Source organism: Actinomadura chokoriensis (assembly GCF_039529475.1).
GTDB lineage: Bacteria > Actinomycetota > Actinomycetes > Streptosporangiales > Streptosporangiaceae > Spirillospora > Spirillospora bangladeshensis.
On the sequence record NZ_BAAAMW010000027.1, the window covers coordinates 34,489 to 50,399 of the forward strand.

Below are 15,911 nucleotides of genomic sequence, written 5' to 3' on the forward strand. Positions count from 1 at the left end.
GAAAAACGACACGGCCCCGCACTGCGGGGCCGTTTGCGTTGCCCCGGCCCGGCCTCTCCCGGCCGGGCCGGGCCGCGCCGTCACATCTGCATCACGACACGGTCACATCGGACCACGAGAATCCCGCGGACGCCTTTTACCGCAAAGGGCTCCGCGATGTAGCCCTTTCACGAAAATCCGCCGCGCACCATTCCACCCGCGCCGGCGCGGCCGCTCGGGTCCCCCGCCGGGCGGGCTCATCCGGGTCCGCCGCCCCCGTCGCGCCAGGCCCGCTCCAGCCAGGCCGTCACGTCCTCGTCGGTGAGCTGGTCGAAGTCGCGGTACCACTGGCCGACGGCGCGGAACTCCCACGGCGCCGCCGGGACGACCGCGTCGTCCACCTCGGCCGCCAGCGCGCGGACGGTCTCCGCGGCGCCCACCGGCACCGCCAGCACCAGCCGGGACGGCCTCCGCTCGCGCATCGCCCGCACCGCCGCGCGGGCGGTGCCGCCGGTCGCGAGCCCGTCGTCCACCACGATCACCGGGCGCCCGGCGACCTCGGGCAGCCCGCGGCCGCCCCGGTAGGCCGCGACGCGGCGGTCCAGCTCGGCGCGCTCGGTGGCCACCGTGGCGGCCAGGTCGTCCTCGCCGAGCCCGAGCCGGGCCAGCAGCTCGCCGTCGAAGACCGGGGAGCCGCCCTCGGCGATGGCCCCGACGCCGAGCTCGGGCTGCGGCGGGTACCCGATCTTGCGGGTCACCAGGACGTCGAGCGGGGAGCCGAGCCGCCGCGCGATCTCGTAGCCCACGGGGACGCCGCCGCGCGGCAGCGCGAGGACGGCCGCCCCTTCCAGCCCCAGGGGGACGAGGCGTTCGGCGAGCACGCGGCCCGCCTCGGCGCGGTCGGTGTAGGGGAGCCGGACGGTCTCCGCCCGCTGGAGGTCCTCCCGCGCGGATCTGTTCCGGGACATGGGGTGCACCCCCTTCCGAGGGCACCCCTACCCAGTCACGAACCCGTGAGCCACCTCAGCGGGTTGTCGTGCAGGACCGCGTCCAGGGTGGCGTCGTCGGCGCCCGCGGCCCGCAGCGCGGGCAGGAACGTCTCGAAGAGGTAGCCGAAGCCGGCGCCGCCGTAGCGGCCGATCTGCGCCATCCGGGAGACGCCGGTGCTCAGCAGCACCCGGTCGGCGTGCCCGGCCTCCAGCAGGTCCATCACGCAGCGGACGCGGCGGCCGACGGCGGCGTGGTCCTCGCCGGCGAGGCCGAGCGTGCCGAACGACACGTAGCCGCCCGTCTCGGCGATCTTGCGGTGCTGGCCGGGGTCGTCCACCCGGTCCTGCTGGCCGACCGCGACCCGGTCCGGGGACAGCCCGGCGGCGGTGAGGATCTCCAGCTGCGCGAGGCCCGCGCGGCCGTAGGTCGCCACCGACAGCCCGGAGTAGCGGGCGGCCCGCGCGGCGGCGCGCAGGCACAGCTCCTCGGCCTCGGACGGGGCCTCGCCCCAGGTGCCGATCTCGCCGATGACGCCCGGCAGGCAGTTGGTGCCGTCCATGCCGAAGCCGACCTCGGCGAGCAGCCGCTCCGCGAGCCGCTCGACGCCGGTCGCGCCGTCCGGGCCGGTGCCCGCCTGGCCTCCGGCGGCCAGGGCCTCGCGGACGAACGCCGGGTGGAACGGCTCGGTGAACACGCCCGTCCCGGCGACCACGGCCACCCGGGCGCCGGCGCTGATCCGGGCGAGCGCGGCGGCGTTGCGGCCCATGCCCGAGCACGTCAGGTCGACGACCAGGCCGAGGCCGCGCTCCTTGCGCAGCGCGGACAGCTCCCGCTGGACGCCCTTCTCCTCGTCCAGCCAGCGTCCGGGGTCGGAGCCGACCAGCTGGGGGCGCGCCGGCCAGCGCAGGTCCATCTGCAGGTGCTCGTGGGAGAGCACCGGCCCGGTGATGTCCGACGTGGCGATCGTGCCGGTCACGGTCCGCAGCCGGCGAGTCTCCTCACTGGGGGTCATGACACGCGAGGTTACGACATGTTTGGCCTATTCAGAGCCGGATTCGGGTTTGTTTTTACCCGTGGTCCCCTGGTCGCGGGGCACCTGGGTGGCCTGCGCTTCGCGCACGGCGCGCGCACGGGCGGTGTCACCGCTCGGCCACAGCCGGTCGATCTCGGCGTTCAGCGCGGCCCCGATCAGCACCGCGAGCGCCGCCACGTACAGCCAGGCGAGCACCGCGATCGCGGCCGCGAGCGACCCGTACACCGACACGCCGCTCAGCGACCCGGCCAGGTAGAGCCGCAGGCCCGCGCTGCCCAGGATCCAGATCAGCAGCGCCAGGACGGCGCCGGGCACCTCGCGCCACCAGGACGTCCGCACCGGGACGCTCATGTGGTACAGCAGCGCGAGGAAGAGGATCGACAGGATCACCACCACCGGCCAGTACAGCAGCTGGACCGCCTCGGCGCTCTCCGGCAGCGCCTGCCGCACCAGCGCCGGCCCCGCCACCAGCATCGGGATGACGATCAGCATGACCAGCAGCCCGATGAGGTACAGCACGAACGCGCGCGTGCGGGTGCGGATCACGCCGCGCACGCCGGACAGCCCGTAGGAGATCGTGATCGTGTCGACGTAGACGTTCGTCGCCCGCGACCCGGCCCACAGCGAGATCAGGAAGCTGACGGACACGATGTCGGGGCTGCCGCCGCGGATCACGTCGTCGATCAGCGGGACGACGACCGTGTCGACCGCGGGGCCGGTCAGCACGGTCCGCGCCTGCTCGATCACCCAGGAGCGGATCTCGGCCACGGTGTCGGTGCCGAACAGGCCGCGCAGGTGGCCCATCGTGCCGATCAGCCCGATCACGAGGGGCGGCAGCGACAGCAGCGCGAAGAACGCCGCCTCGGCCGCGAGGCCGGTCACCCGGTACCGGAACGCGCCGACCGCGGTGCCCTTGACCAGCAGCCAGCAGAACCGGCCCGCGGTGCGCGCCGCCGACCGGGCGCCCGCGGACAGCCGGCCGCGCAGGTTCGGGCGGGGGCCGCGCGGGCCCCGTTCGGAGTCGGAGTCCCCGGCCGAGGGGACGCCCTCGGCGTCGGAGACGGTCGTCACACCGCCCCACCGTAGAGCGTTACGCGCCCGGAACATGCCGCATCGCCCATTTCAGTGGTCCGCTCCGCGCGTCGCGTGCATATCGCCTCCCCCGCCCGGCCGTTCCGCCGCGGGCCCGCTCCCCCGTCCATCGCCTTGCCCATACCCGGTCAGACGGCCCGGAACGTCGTCCGGACCATGATCAACGAGTGCATCCGCCGCGATGGGGGACAATGGGGGCATGATCTGCCCGCCCTGCCGGGAGCGCCGCCACGAGGAGTGCCGCGGCGGGTCGTGGTGCGACTGCCAGCACCGGCCGCCGCCCGCGACCCCGGAGGAGCGGCGCCGCGCCGGGCGCCGGGCGGGCGCGGACGGCGAGCCCGGGGTGAACTGGCGGCGGCAGGGATGACGCATCTCACGTGTCCGTATCCCAGACGCAACTGGACATGCCGCGAGACCTCGTGTCAGAGTTCGAGTATGACTGCCGCGGACCCGTTGCTGGCCAAGCGCCGCCACGTGGATTTCCAGCGCGTCCGCAGCGCGATCTGTCGGTGACGCCCCGACCACGCCCCCTGCTCAGCGGGCGCGTGGTGCATCGGCGACACCTTTGACCTGATCCTGCTCAGCGTTGAGCCGGCCGTCCGAGACTGCCGGTGCGCTACGCGTCCCCTCACGACCAACAGACGAGGACGCGCGCCGTGCCACCAGCGATCAAGCAAAAGAAGGGCGAGGGCCAGTGGGCCCTCGGCTACCGGGAACCCCTCAACGCCACCGAGGAGAACAAGAAGAACGACGACGGGCTGAACGTCCGCCGCCGCATCATCGACATCTACTCCAAGCAGGGCTTCGACTCGATCGACCCGTCCGACATGCGCGGCCGGTTCCGCTGGATGGGCCTGTACACCCAGCGGCGCCCGGGCATCGACGGCGGCAAGACCGGCGCGCTCACCGACGAGGAGCTCGAGGACCGCTACTTCATGATGCGGATCCGCATCGACGGCGGCCAGCTCAGCGGGCCGCAGCTGCGGACGATCGCCGACATCTCCACCAGGTACGCGCGCGGCACCGCCGACATCACCAACCGGCACAACATCCAGCTGCACTGGGTCGGCATCGAGGACGTCCCCGCGATCTGGGAGGCGCTCGCCGCCGTCGGGCTGCACACCACCGAGGCGTGCGGCGACGTGCCGCGCACGATCATCGGCTGCCCGCTGGCCGGGATCGCCGCCGACGAGGTGATCGACGCGACACCGCAGCTCCGCGAGATCCACGACCGCTACATCGGCTCCCCCGAGTTCTCCAACCTGCCGCGCAAGTACAAGACGGCGCTGTCGGGCTGCACGTCGCACTGCACCGTCCACGAGATCAACGACATCGCGTTCGTCGGCGTGGTGAACGAGCAGGGCGAGACCGGCTACCAGCTGTTCGTCGGCGGCGGGCTGTCCACCAACCCGATGTTCTCCCAGAGCCTCGGCGTGTTCGTGAAGCCCGAGCAGGCCCACGAGGTGTGGCACGGCGTCACCTCGATCTTCCGCGACTACGGCTACCGGCGGCTGCGCAGCCGCGCCCGGATGAAGTTCCTGGTCAAGGACTGGGGCACCGAGAAGTTCCGCGAGGTGCTGGAGAAGGAGTACCTCGGGTACGCGCTGCCGGACGGCCCCGAGCCGGCCGCCCCGGACGTCCACCGCGACCACCTGGGCGTCCACCCGCAGAAGGGCGGGAACTTCTACGTCGGGTTCGCGCCCCGGGTGGGCCGGCTGAACGGCGAGCTGCTCGGCGTCATCGGCGAGCTGGCCGACCGCTACGGCTCGGGCCGGGTCCGCACCACGCTCGAACAGAAGATGATCATCCTGGACGTGCCGGAGGAGAACACCGAGGCGCTCGTCGAGGCGCTCGCCGAGCACGACCTGCACGCCCGCCCGTCCACGTTCCGGCGGCACATGATGGCGTGCACCGGCATCGAGTACTGCAAGCTCGCGATCGTCGACACCAAGCAGCGCGCCATGGACCTGATGGACGAGCTGGAGAAGCGGCTCCCCGACTTCGAGCAGCCGCTGACCATCAACATCAACGGCTGCCCGAACTCCTGCGCCCGCGTCCAGGTCGCCGACATCGGCCTCAAGGGCCAGCTGGTCGTGGACGAGAACGGCGACCAGGTGGAGGGCTTCCAGGTCCACCTGGGCGGGCGGCTCGGCCGGTCGTTCGGCAAGAAGGTCCGCGGGCTGAAGACCACCTCGTCCGGGCTGACCGACTACGTCGAGCGGGTCGTGCGCAGGTTCGACGAGCAGCGCGCCGAGGGCGAGACCTTCGCCGACTGGGCGAACCGCGCCGACGACGCCGACCTCAAGTGAGCGGGGCGGTCCTCGCATGAGCGAGCGCATGGCGCCGTTCTACTGCCCGTACTGCGGCGAAGAGAATCTGGAGCCGCGCGAAGAGCACGGTTCCTGGTTCTGCCCCGACTGCCTTCGATCCTTCACGCTGAAGTTCCTCGGTGTCGGGGCCCCCCGCACCGCGAGCAAGGAGATCCCTCGGTGACTCTTCTGGAGACCGACCGGCCGACCCTTGATCTGGAAGATATCGTCGAATCGGCCGCCGCCGCGCTGGAGGGCGCGCCCACGCTGGAGGTCATCCGGTGGGCCGTCGCCACGTTCGGCGACCGCATCTGCCTCACCTCGTCCATGTCGGACGCGGCGCTGATCCACCTGGTGTCGAAGGTGAAGCCCGGCATCGACGTCCTGTTCGTCGACACCGGCTACCACTTCGCCGAGACGATCGGCACGCGGGACGCGGTCGAGGCCGTCTACCCGGTGAACGTCATCAACGTCACCCCGTCCCGGACCGTCGAGGAGCAGGAGGCCGCGCTCGGCCCGCGGCTGTTCGGCCGCAACCCCGACCTGTGCTGCCACCTGCGCAAGGTGGAGCCGCTCGGCCGGGCGCTGGAGGGCTACATGGCCTGGTTCAGCGGCATCCGCCGGGACGAGACCGCGAGCCGCCGCGACCGGAAGGTCGTCGAGTGGGACCGCAAGCGCGGCATGGTCAAGGTCAACCCGATCCTGGACTGGTCCCAGGAGGACATGGACAACTACATCGAGGACAACGGGGTGCTGGTCAACCCGCTCCACTACGACGGCTACCCGTCGATCGGCTGCGCGCCGTGCACCCGTCCGGTGGCGCCCGGCGAGGACCCGCGCAGCGGCCGGTGGGCCGGGATGGGCAAGACCGAGTGCGGTATCCACCTGTGAGCGCTCCCCCGATGGTCGCGGTCGCGCACGGGAGCAGGGACCCCCGCGCCGCCGCGACCGTCACCGCGCTGCTCGACGCCGTCCGGGCGCTCCGCCCGGACGTGCCCGTGCACGCCGCCTTCCTCGACCACGCCGCGCCGACCCCGGACCGGCTCCTGGACGGCCTGGCCCGGGACGGCCACGGTGAGGCGGTCGTGCTGCCGCTCCTGCTCACCGCCGCCTACCACAGCAAGACCGACCTTCCGGGCGTCCTGAACCGGGTGCGCTCCCGGCACCCCCGGCTGCGCCTGCGGACGGCGGCCACGCTGGGGCCTCACCCGCTGCTCGTCCGGGCGCTGGAGCGCCGCCTGTCGGACGCGGGCGTCGAGCCCGGCGACCCGGACACGGCGGTCGTCCTGGTGTCGGCGGGCTCCAGCGACGCGTCCGCCAACGCCACGGTCGCCCGGATCGCCCGCGAGTGGCGCCCGCGCGGCTGGCGGGACGTCGTCCCGGCGTACGCGTCGGCGACCGGCCCGAAGCCGGGCGAGGCCGTGGCCGCGCTGCTGGAGGCGGGCGCCCCGCGCGTCGCGGTCGCGTCGTACTTCCTCGCGCCCGGATATTTCACCGACAAGGTCCGCGACGAGGCCCTGGCCGCCGGCGCCGCCGCGGTCTCCCCCGCCCTGGGCGCCGCCCCGGAGCTGGCGCACCTGATCGTCCACCGCCACGAAGAGGCGCGCGCGACGCCCCGCACCGCCACCGCCGTCTAGCTCCGTTCACCTGCGGCGTGTTGTTGTTATGCGGTTGCGGATAACAACAACACGCCGCAGTTCAACGAGTCGCCGATTCGCGTCCCGGCGGCCGGGTATGCGGGGTGCCATGAAGCGCGAGGATCTCGGGCATGAACCCGAGGAGACGCACGACCGCGAGTTCGCCCCGGTGAACAGGCGCTCCGACGCCCGCGGCCGCACGGTGCCGGACGGGGAGGAGACCAGCGGGACGGGGACGCCCGGCGTGCGGTACGAGCATCCCGACACGCTGCCGCCGGACGAGGCGGGGGTCGAGGAGGCCGAGCGGGGCGACGCCAGCCGCTGAGGCCTACCTGCCGTCCTTCCACCACTCGGCGATGGCGCGGCGGACGGGCGCGTGGTGCTCGTCGTCGACGATCTTGATGTCGCCCATCACGGCGGTCGCGGTGACCCGGACGACGGGCACGCGGGCGCCGGGGTGCGGGTCGCGGACGTTGACCTTCCGGACGCCGAGGAAGTTGTGGCCGGTCAGCTCGACGCTCACGCCGTCCGGGACAATGATCTTGACGTCGCCCATCACGGCGGTCGCGGAGATGCTGACCTCGCCGGTCGTGACCTGCGCGCCGCGCAGGTCGAGCACGACGTCGCCCATCACCGACACCGCCTCCAGCGGCCCGTCGATGCGGCCGACGATGCGCTCCTTGCAGTCGCCCATGACGGCGCTGAACCGGCGCTTCACCTGGGCGGGCGCGGGGTTCGCGCCGGGGGCGCCCATGCCGGGCAGGTCGGCGGTGATGCGCTCCAGGTCGCCGCGGCTCACGGCCGCGTAGGCGGCCTCGGTGCGCTCGGTCAGCTCCTCGAAGGTGAGCCGTCCCTCGACCGAGGCGATCCGCAGCCGCTCGACCACCGCCTCGCGCTCGGCGTCGGAGGCCCGGACGGCGCCGGGCGCGGTCCGGGCGTCGCGGGGTCCGGGGACCGGCCGGTCGGGCCGCGCGTCCTGCCGCCGGGCCGGCGGGCGGCCGGGGCAGGGCCGCTCGGGCTGCGGGCTGGACTGACTCATACCTCGAAGGTATGCCCCCGCCGCCGCGCGACAATCCGCCGGGGGAACGAGATCGTCCCACCACTTCAGGAGGATGGACCTCCGGCCCCGGTCCAGGCATGATCATCTGCCGTCCGAACGTTGTTCTGTATCCTGCACGGCAACGGCGTGAACGTTCGCGGACGGATTGTGGAGGGCGGCACGGTGACGCACGAGGTGGTCAATCAGGTTCCCCCGCTCACCGGGCACGACGTGGCCGACGAGGCCGTCCTGCTGGACGGGCTGGCGCGCGAGGGCGCGGGCTGGGCCGAGCCGGAGGTGCGCGAGCTGGGCCGCCTGGCGGGCACCGAGGAGGCCCGGGAATGGGGGCGGCTCGCGAACGAGAACCCGCCCGTCCTGCGCACGCACGACCGCTACGGGCACCGGATCGACGAGGTCGAGTTCCACCCGTCCTGGCACGAGCTGATGACGGTCGCCGTGACGCACGGCCTGCACGGCTCGGCCTGGGCCGACGCCCGCGAGGGCGCCCACGTCGCCCGCGCCGCAAAGTTCTACACCTGGCGCGTCGACGCCGGCCACGGCTGCCCCGTCTCGATGACGTACGCGGCCGTCCCCGCGCTGCGGCAGTCCCCCGGCCTCGCCGCCCAGTACGAGCCGCTCCTCGCCAAGCGCGAGTACGACTTCGGGCTCCGCGCGCCGCTCACCAAGAACGCGCTCCTCGCCGGCATGTCGATGACGGAGAAGCAGGGCGGCTCTGACGTCCGCGCCAACACCACGCAGGCCGCGCCGCAGCCGGACGGCAGCTACCTCCTCGTCGGCCACAAGTGGTTCACCAGCGCCCCGATGTGCGACGTGTTCCTCACCCTGGCCCAGGCGCCGGAAGGCCTGACCTGCTTCCTCGTCCCCCGCGTCCTGCCGGACGGCACCCTGAACCCCCTCCGCCTGATGCGCCTGAAGGACAAGCTCGGCAACAGGTCGAACGCCTCCTCCGAGGTGGAGTACGAGAACGCGGTCGCCTGGCGGGTCGGGGACGAGGGCCGCGGAGTCCGCACCATCATCGAGATGGTCAACATGACCCGGCTCGACTGCGTGATCGGCGCGGCGGCCGGGATGCGGCTCGGCGTCACGACCGCCGCCCACCACGCCGCGCACCGGCGGGCGTTCGGGAAGTACCTGATCGACCAGCCGCTGATGCGCAACGTCCTCGCCGACCTGGCGGTCGAGTCCGAGGCGGCCACGATCACGATGCTGCGCCTCGCCGGCGCCACCGACCGCTCGGTCCGCGGCGACGCGTCCGAGACGGCCTTCAAGCGCCTCGCCCTCGCCGTGAGCAAGTACTGGATCTGCAAGCGCTGGCCGGCGCACGCCGCCGAGTCCCTCGAATGCCTGGGCGGCAACGGCTACGTCGAAGACTCCGGCATGCCCCGCCTGTTCCGCGAGTCCCCCCTCAACTCCATCTGGGAGGGCTCAGGCAACGTCGCGGCGCTCGATCTCCTGCGTGCAATCCTACGCGACCCGCAGACGCTGGAGGCCTTCTTCGAGGAAGTCGAGCTCGCCCGCGGCGTCGACCCGCGCCTGGACGCAGCCGTGAAGGAGGCCAAGGACGCCTTCGCCGACACCGCGACGATCGAGTTCCGCGCCCGCCGCGTAGCCGAGCGCCTAGCCCTCGTCCTGCAGGCATCGCTGCTGGTCAGGCATGGTCACCCGACCATCGCCGACGCCTTCTGCGCCACCCGCCTGTCCGGCGACTGGGGCGCCGCCTACGGCACCCTTCCCCCAGGCCTGGACCTCGCCCCGATCATCGACCGAGCTACTCCCAAACTCGGCTGACCCCGCCCCCAAGATCGCCAACCAGACCCACCAAGCCATCCCACCGACCCACTCACAGTCACCCCCGAGCAAGATCATCCGCTAGTGAACTCGCTAGCAGCAACTGCGCATCGTGCCAACGGCATCCAATGCACCTTTGCGCCACCATTACTCGATTGCATTGTGTAACCACAAGGCCGCGCTTGCCGAAGTCGACGTCTGCTCAGATCAAGCAGCATGTGTGCTCATGGGGATCCCTCACTGCGGCTGCGTTGTTCGGATCAGGTCGTAGTCGGTGACGCCGTGGCGACGTGGTCGGGCACGTCGGCGGTCTTGCCCGAGACCAGGGGCCCGGTCACCTCGTGCAGGGCCACGGCTCATGTCCAGACGGCCTGCCTGTCGACCCACGCCATGACCTGTTCAAGTGCCCGCTCGGCTCGAAAACCGGCCCGACGGTTGATCTACACGTCCCAACCACAAGCGCGTTCCTTTTCTTACGCAGGACGGCGCCACCCTTACCCCAGGCCTCAGACCTTGGATAACGTCTGGGGTAGGTGGAGCCCATCTTCTCTACCGCCAGGGCGCGTTGATGGCCGCACCGGTCACGGGCTCAGATGGTCCCCCACATGACACAGCCGCCCGGGTCGGCGTCCCGGCGACCGGGATAGCCGGACCGATCGGCATTGAAGAACTCCTCATCAGCGCTGACCGCCCACCAGAGCGCCTCGACCAAAGGCAGGAGGCCTGCTCGCGGGTCGCCTGATCGTCCTTAGCGAGCGCAACGTAGCGGCCCTTGGCCCGCCGAAAGCCGGTGCAGGCAAGGCCAGCGCGCTACTTCGCTGCATCTGGATTCACCGGGCCATTGCCGCCCCGCCGCAGCGTCGGTGCTTAGCCCTTTTAGCGGTCTCGCGAGCCTTGCACGGGCCGGGCTAGGGGCGGTCGCCCTACGCTCATTGCAGCACTAGTGTTCTGCGCCTCAAATCCGTTGTGCAAATCTATGCTGAGCCAATGGCGAGGACTGGACGGCCGAAGGCACCGTTCTCGGTGACCACGGCCGGGCGGGCGGAACTCAGGGCGTGGGGCGCGGGCGGCGACTTCGACGCAGGCGTATGCATTGCGGTGCCGGATGGTGCTGCCACGCGGTGTCCGGGGGCGTTCCGGCCACATGTGGCCGCCGAGTTGGGCGTCTCGCCGCCGACAGTGGCCAAGTGGCACCGCCGGTTCATTGAGCACGGGCCGGCCGATGAGCCCCGCTGGTCATCCGCCCTCGAGCCTCTGGACAAGGTCCAGGAGGTGGTCACGCTCACTTTGGAGCAGAACCCGCCGGGCGCCACGCACTAGTCGAGGGCCTCGATGGCCGAACGCACCGGGCTGAGCAAGTCCACCACCGGGCGGATCTGGCGCCAATTCAATCTCAAGCCGCACCGGGCCGACACCTTCAAGGTCTCCACCGCCCCGCTCTTTGTGGAGGAGGTCGTGGACGTGGTCGGGCTCTACCATCATCCGCCCGAGCGAGCCGTTGTGCTGTGCGTGGACGAGAAGTCGCAGATGCAGGCCCTCGCCAGATCAACCAGTGCTGCCGATGATGCCGGGCATGCCCAAGCGGCGCACCCACGACTACGTCCGGCACGGACCACTAGCCTGTTCGCCGCCTTCAACATCGCCGACGGCACCGGCATCACCGAACTGCACCGCCGCCACCGCGCGACCGAGTTCAAAGGTCCCTGGTCACGATCGACAAATCCGTGCCCGCCGGGTTGGAGGTGCGCCCGCTGATCGACTGCCGCCCGGTGCGGAACCATCCCCGCAAGCGCGGGGCCAAGTCCTGGCCTCGCCACACCGGCGTGGCCGTGCACGAACCATCCCCACGGGCGCGGAGCCGAGTGGACTGCCGGGAAGCGGCTCTCCGCTGATGCGGAACCATCCCCGCGCGGGGATGGTTCCCCCGCCACCAGGTCATGGCCCGGCCAGCCCGCGTCGGCCCCGCGCCCGCGGGGATGGTTCCATGTCCCGCTGCGCAGTGGTGACGGCCAAGCCGTCGGCCCCCGCGCCCGCGGGAGTGGCGGCCGGGATCTGGTGGCGCTCAGGTGCTCTTTCTTGCGATGAGCGCTACCGCGATGAGTGACTTGCGGTGTTGCTGGAAGACCTGGCGCATGTCGAGGACGCGTCGGCGGGCGTCTGCTTGCACGAGCAGGTTCTTGCCGAAACGCAGCGCTCCGACCAGTCCTTCGTCTGAGACGAGGCGCCGTGACTGCAGCAGCGCCATGGGGGCCGTCTCGACCCACTCGACTACAAGGCCGTGCTCCTGGAGAACGGTCTTCCACTCTCGGGTCGTCTGCGGGCGTGCGTTGACCTTGATGCTGCGGGCCAGCGCCTGCCGCACCTGCGTTTTGACCTCGTCGCCGATCGCCTCCGGGGTGAGCCCGAGTTCGTGGATGGCGTACCGTCCGCCGGGGCGCAGGACCCGGGCGGCCTCGGCGACGATCGCGTGCTTGGCCTTGTCGCCCTGCATCGTGAGCATCGCCTCGCCGACCACGACGTCAGCGCTGGCATCGGGCAGTCCGGTCGCCGAGGCGTCCGCGACCTCCACCGTTCCGCGCGCACCGACCACGTCCTGGACGCCGGCGGCAGCATCCGGATCACGGTCGACACCGACATACCCCGCCGGGCCCCGGTCAAGGATCTCCTGTGCGGTGCGTCCGAGCCCGGGCGCCAGTTCCACGACGTCGCAGCCGCGGATGTCCGCCTGATCGAGCATGCGCCGGGTCAGCGCGATGCCTCCCGGGCGGAGCACCTTCTTGCCCAGCCGTGCGAGGAGCCAGTGCCCCTGAACCTGTTCACTGGAACGCCCCGAGGCGGGAACGGTGTGCGGTCGCTGGTCCACCGTGACTCCTTCGACTCAGCGGTTATTAGGCAAGCCTAACCTAATTAGTTCGGGTCGCGCCGGGATATCGGGACGCACCGTTCGGGTGGTCGACAGGCGCCACCTGCGGCCGCGCGCCCGTGTGGGCAAGGTCTCTCGACCCACGGCTTCCAGTGACTTGTTTTTCTTACACCTTCATCTGTAAAAACTAGCACCAGCCGTAAAAATCCCCCCACTGGAGGTTCCGTGACAGCGTCACCGGCACCGCCCCTCAAGCGACGCGACCCGCTCATCGGCCGCGGCTGGGTTCAGGCCGCCGCTCTCATCACCGCTTTCGGCTTCTTCGTCCTGGTGCTGATGGGGTTCCAGAGCTACCGGTCGACTCCCCCGATTCCCGAACGCACCGTCGCGGCCGGCGGCGGGACCGTGTTCACCCATGCCGACGTCATGGCCGGCCAGGACGTCTTCCTCAAGAACGGGCTGATGGAGTACGGCTCGATCTTCGGGCACGGCGGCTATCTCGGACCCGACTTCACCGCCGACTACCTGCACCGCGCGGCCCTGCTGGTCAACCGCTCCTACGGCGGGACCGACACACCGCTGGAGCAGACGATCAGAGACTTCCGGACCAACTCCTACGACGAGAAGTCCGGCACCCTCACCATCTCCGCCGCGCAGGCCGCCGCCTTCACTGAGCTGACCCGGCACTACAGCGAGTTCTTCGCCCAGCCGGAGGGCAAGACCGGGCTGCGCCCCGAGGCGATCACCGACCCGGCCCAGGTCAGGCAGCTGACCGCCTACTTCGCCTGGAGCGCCTGGGCGTCGTCGGTGGAGCGTCCCAGCAAGCAGTACAGCTACACCAACAACTGGCCCGCCGAGCCGCTGGTCGGCAACTCGCCGACCGGGTCCACCGTGGTGTGGAGCGTGATCAGCCTCATCGCGCTGATCGGCGGCACCGGTGCGCTGTTCGCCGCGTTCGGGCGCTGGAACTGGCTCGGCTGGCACGGCCGCGACCAGCGCGAGCTGCGGTTCAAGGAGCCCAGGTCGGTGCCGCTGACGCCCAGCCAGCGGGCGATGGCCTGGTTCTTCTTCGCGATGGCCGGGATGTTCCTCCTTCAGACGTTCGCCGGGGCCGCCGCGCAGCACTACCGGGCCGACCTGGAGAGCTTCTTCGGCATCCCGCTGGACCGCTGGCTGCCCTACAACGTGATGCGGTCCTGGCACGTCCAGCTGTCGCTGCTGTGGGTGTCGACCAGCTTCCTGGCCGCCGGGATCTTCCTCATCCCGATGATCACCCGCCGCCGGGACCCCGAGGGCCAGGCGAAGCTGTCGTACCTGCTGCTCGGCGCGCTGGTCATCGTGGTGGTCGGCTCGCTGCTGGGCGAACTCGCCGGCATCCACGGCGCCTTCGGCGACCTGTGGAAGTGGATCGGCATGCAGGGATGGGAGTACCTCGACCTCGGCAAGTTCTGGCAGATCCTCCTCACCATCGGCATGGCGTTCTGGGTGGTCATCCTGTGGCGCGGCATGCGGCACCGGCTCACCGGAGAGCACCGCAGCAACCTGCCCTGGCTGTTCTTCTTCGCCGCGCTGGCGCTCCCGATCGTCTACTCGGCCGGGCTGATGACCAGCAACGACACCAACTACGCCATCTCCGACTTCTGGCGTTTCATGGTCGTCCACCTGTGGGTCGAGGACTTCCTGGAACTGTTCACCACGGTGATGGTCGCCTACATCTTCGTGCTGCTCGGGGTGGTCAGGGAGAAGATCGCACTGCGCGTGGTCTTCCTCGACATCATCCTCTACAGCGTCGGCGGCGTCATCGGGACCGCGCACCACTGGTACTTCAACGGCGAACCGGCCGAAGTGCTGGCACTGGGCGCGTTCTTCTCCGCCTTCGAGGTCATCCCGCTGACCTTCCTCACCGTCGAGGCGTGGACGTTCATCCGGCTCGGCGCCCGGCAGGAGTCCAAGAGCTCGACGCCCTTCCCGCACCGCTGGGCGGTCATGTTCCTCGTCGCGGTCGGCTTCTGGAACTTCCTCGGCGCCGGCGTGTTCGGGTTCCTGATCAATCTGCCGATCGTCTCCTACTACGAGATCGGCACGATGCTGACCGCCAACCACAGCCATGCCGCGATGATGGGCGTCTACGGGATGCTCGCCGTCGGCTTCGCGGTCTTCGCGCTCCGCTACCTGGTGCCGGAGAAGTACTGGTCGGACCGGTTGGCCTCCATCAGCTTCTGGTCGCTGAACGCCGGCCTGGCCTGGATGTCCTTCGCCACGCTGATGCCGCTCGGCTTCTTGCAGCTCTACCACTCGGTGGACATCGGCTACTACGACGCCCGCAGCCTGGAGTTCATCAGCAACTCCACCAACGCCCTGTTCGAATGGCTACGGCTGCCCGGCGACGTGCTGTTCATGACCGGCGGAGTCCTCCCCCTGCTCTGGCTGACCTGGCAGGCCGTCCGGCACCGCGGACGGCACGTGCCCGGCGAGAGCGGCGGCAGCGCCACGCAACCCGCGGCCGTCCCCACCGGCCCCGACGCGGACGGAGTCCCGCAGGAAGCGGAACTGGCCCTGTTCACCGAGGTCATCGACCACCCCCAGGCCACCAGTGGGCAGAGCTGAGCAGCCCGGAAGGAATCGGAAGGAGTCGGCCATGCGGTCCGAAGCCGTCTTCATCACCTGCTACGCGCTGCTACTGGTCGGCGTGGCCGGCGGCCTCCACCGGCTCGGGAAGATCGACACCTCGCCCTGGCGGAGCCGGGCCCTGGCCGCCCACCGGCGGCAGGCACCCGAACCACCACCCACCGGCCGGGCGGACTGGCCACATTCGGAAGCGGGCCGGCTCAACACCCTCATCGGGCTGATCACAGCCCTGTCCGCGGTCACCCTGGTGATCGCCGAACTGGCCCGCCATCACCGCCCCGCCGAGATCGCACTGCTGAGCACCGCCGGCCTGGCCGCGGCCACGACCACCACCCTCCTGCTACGCGCCTTCACGCACAAACCCCACACCCACCCGTGAAACCCGCCCCGAGGGCCCACCGGCCCTCGGGGCCCCCTTTGGCAGACGCACCACCCAGCACCCGACACAAGACCGCCCAGCAGACCTCCGCGGCATCCAGAACAGAGATCGTTCGGTGCGACGGACCCGCTAGCGACAGCTGCCCTGCTGCTG

At 71.0% G+C, this 15,911-nt stretch carries 16 protein-coding genes; 11 read left to right on the forward strand and 5 right to left on the reverse strand.

Annotation, left to right across the window (positions count from 1 at the left end):
• Positions 1-236: 236 nt before the first annotated feature.
• From ABFX46_RS36790 to ABFX46_RS36800, 3 genes are read right to left on the reverse strand one after another with little or no spacing between them, the layout of a single operon-like run.
• On the reverse strand, positions 237-947 hold the full coding sequence (locus tag ABFX46_RS36790) for a phosphoribosyltransferase (protein WP_346048606.1): 711 nt from the start codon (positions 945-947) through the stop codon (positions 237-239).
• Positions 948-982: 35 nt separating this feature from the next.
• Positions 983-1,981 carry a phosphotriesterase family protein gene (locus ABFX46_RS36795; RefSeq protein WP_346048607.1) on the reverse strand — a complete coding sequence of 333 codons (999 nt, stop codon included), beginning with the start codon at positions 1,979-1,981 and terminating at the stop codon, positions 983-985.
• A 27-nt stretch (positions 1,982-2,008) separates the two neighbouring features.
• Positions 2,009-3,073, reverse strand: coding sequence for a YihY/virulence factor BrkB family protein (locus tag ABFX46_RS36800; RefSeq protein WP_346048609.1), 1,065 nt, complete (start codon positions 3,071-3,073; stop codon positions 2,009-2,011).
• Positions 3,074-3,293: 220 nt separating this feature from the next.
• Here ABFX46_RS36800 and ABFX46_RS36805 point away from each other — a divergent pair, with 220 nt between their 5' ends.
• From ABFX46_RS36805 to ABFX46_RS36830, 6 genes are all read left to right on the forward strand, one after another.
• Positions 3,294-3,461: a hypothetical protein gene (locus tag ABFX46_RS36805; protein ID WP_346048610.1), complete on the forward strand. Its 168-nt coding sequence runs from the start codon at positions 3,294-3,296 to the stop codon at positions 3,459-3,461.
• A gap of 289 nt (positions 3,462-3,750) precedes the next feature.
• A complete protein-coding gene (locus ABFX46_RS36810) occupies positions 3,751-5,403 on the forward strand; it encodes a nitrite/sulfite reductase (protein WP_346048611.1) in 1,653 nt (550 codons plus the stop codon).
• A 16-nt stretch (positions 5,404-5,419) separates the two neighbouring features.
• The gene (locus ABFX46_RS36815) at positions 5,420-5,587 is read left to right on the forward strand and encodes a hypothetical protein (protein ID WP_021599342.1); all 168 of its coding nucleotides are present in this window, start codon (positions 5,420-5,422) and stop codon (positions 5,585-5,587) included.
• Entirely contained in the window at positions 5,584-6,294 is a 711-nt protein-coding gene (locus tag ABFX46_RS36820) for a phosphoadenylyl-sulfate reductase (protein WP_346048612.1), read from the forward strand. Before ABFX46_RS36815 ends, ABFX46_RS36820 begins: the two co-directional genes overlap by 4 nt.
• Positions 6,295-6,305: 11 nt before the next feature.
• Positions 6,306-7,040, forward strand: a complete 735-nt coding sequence (locus ABFX46_RS36825; protein ID WP_346048686.1) for a sirohydrochlorin chelatase — start codon at positions 6,306-6,308, stop codon at positions 7,038-7,040.
• A gap of 109 nt (positions 7,041-7,149) precedes the next feature.
• The gene (locus ABFX46_RS36830; protein ID WP_346048613.1) at positions 7,150-7,365 is read left to right on the forward strand and encodes a hypothetical protein; all 216 of its coding nucleotides are present in this window, start codon (positions 7,150-7,152) and stop codon (positions 7,363-7,365) included.
• A 3-nt stretch (positions 7,366-7,368) separates the two neighbouring features.
• Here the strand turns inward: ABFX46_RS36830 and ABFX46_RS36835 are convergent, their stop codons facing one another.
• Positions 7,369-8,079, reverse strand: a complete 711-nt coding sequence (locus ABFX46_RS36835; protein ID WP_346048614.1) for a DUF1707 domain-containing protein — start codon at positions 8,077-8,079, stop codon at positions 7,369-7,371.
• Positions 8,080-8,226: 147 nt separating this feature from the next.
• Here ABFX46_RS36835 and ABFX46_RS36840 point away from each other — a divergent pair, with 147 nt between their 5' ends.
• The 3 genes from ABFX46_RS36840 (at position 8,227) to ABFX46_RS36850 (ending at position 11,643) form a co-directional block, all read left to right on the forward strand.
• Entirely contained in the window at positions 8,227-9,888 is a 1,662-nt protein-coding gene (locus ABFX46_RS36840) for an acyl-CoA dehydrogenase family protein (RefSeq protein ID WP_346048615.1), read from the forward strand.
• 987 nt (positions 9,889-10,875) lie between these two features.
• A complete protein-coding gene (locus ABFX46_RS36845) occupies positions 10,876-11,208 on the forward strand; it encodes a helix-turn-helix domain-containing protein (protein WP_346048616.1) in 333 nt (110 codons plus the stop codon).
• A 12-nt stretch (positions 11,209-11,220) separates the two neighbouring features.
• On the forward strand, positions 11,221-11,643 hold the full coding sequence (locus ABFX46_RS36850; protein ID WP_346048617.1) for a hypothetical protein: 423 nt from the start codon (positions 11,221-11,223) through the stop codon (positions 11,641-11,643).
• 307 nt (positions 11,644-11,950) lie between these two features.
• Here ABFX46_RS36850 and ABFX46_RS36855 read toward each other — a convergent pair whose 3' ends face one another.
• Positions 11,951-12,751: a class I SAM-dependent methyltransferase gene (locus ABFX46_RS36855; RefSeq protein WP_346048618.1), complete on the reverse strand. Its 801-nt coding sequence runs from the start codon at positions 12,749-12,751 to the stop codon at positions 11,951-11,953.
• A 225-nt stretch (positions 12,752-12,976) separates the two neighbouring features.
• On the opposite strand from ABFX46_RS36855, the gene ABFX46_RS36860 reads away from it, so the two are divergent.
• The gene (locus ABFX46_RS36860; protein WP_346048619.1) at positions 12,977-15,358 is read left to right on the forward strand and encodes a nitric-oxide reductase large subunit; all 2,382 of its coding nucleotides are present in this window, start codon (positions 12,977-12,979) and stop codon (positions 15,356-15,358) included.
• Positions 15,359-15,389: 31 nt separating this feature from the next.
• On the forward strand, positions 15,390-15,758 hold the full coding sequence (locus ABFX46_RS36865; protein ID WP_346048621.1) for a hypothetical protein: 369 nt from the start codon (positions 15,390-15,392) through the stop codon (positions 15,756-15,758).
• Positions 15,759-15,911: the final 153 nt, after the last annotated feature.

Coding starts and splice junctions, on each gene's coding strand:
- ABFX46_RS36825 (WP_346048686.1), top strand. CDS start 6,306: ATGGTCGCGGTCGCGCACGGGAGCAGGGACCCCCGCGCCGCCGCGACC.
- ABFX46_RS36790 (WP_346048606.1), bottom strand. CDS start 947: ATGTCCCGGAACAGATCCGCGCGGGAGGACCTCCAGCGGGCGGAGACC.
- ABFX46_RS36845 (WP_346048616.1), top strand. CDS start 10,876: ATGGCGAGGACTGGACGGCCGAAGGCACCGTTCTCGGTGACCACGGCC.
- ABFX46_RS36795 (WP_346048607.1), bottom strand. CDS start 1,981: ATGACCCCCAGTGAGGAGACTCGCCGGCTGCGGACCGTGACCGGCACG.
- ABFX46_RS36830 (WP_346048613.1), top strand. CDS start 7,150: ATGAAGCGCGAGGATCTCGGGCATGAACCCGAGGAGACGCACGACCGC.
- ABFX46_RS36805 (WP_346048610.1), top strand. CDS start 3,294: ATGATCTGCCCGCCCTGCCGGGAGCGCCGCCACGAGGAGTGCCGCGGC.
- ABFX46_RS36815 (WP_021599342.1), top strand. CDS start 5,420: ATGAGCGAGCGCATGGCGCCGTTCTACTGCCCGTACTGCGGCGAAGAG.
- ABFX46_RS36835 (WP_346048614.1), bottom strand. CDS start 8,079: ATGAGTCAGTCCAGCCCGCAGCCCGAGCGGCCCTGCCCCGGCCGCCCG.
- ABFX46_RS36850 (WP_346048617.1), top strand. CDS start 11,221: ATGGCCGAACGCACCGGGCTGAGCAAGTCCACCACCGGGCGGATCTGG.
- ABFX46_RS36865 (WP_346048621.1), top strand. CDS start 15,390: ATGCGGTCCGAAGCCGTCTTCATCACCTGCTACGCGCTGCTACTGGTC.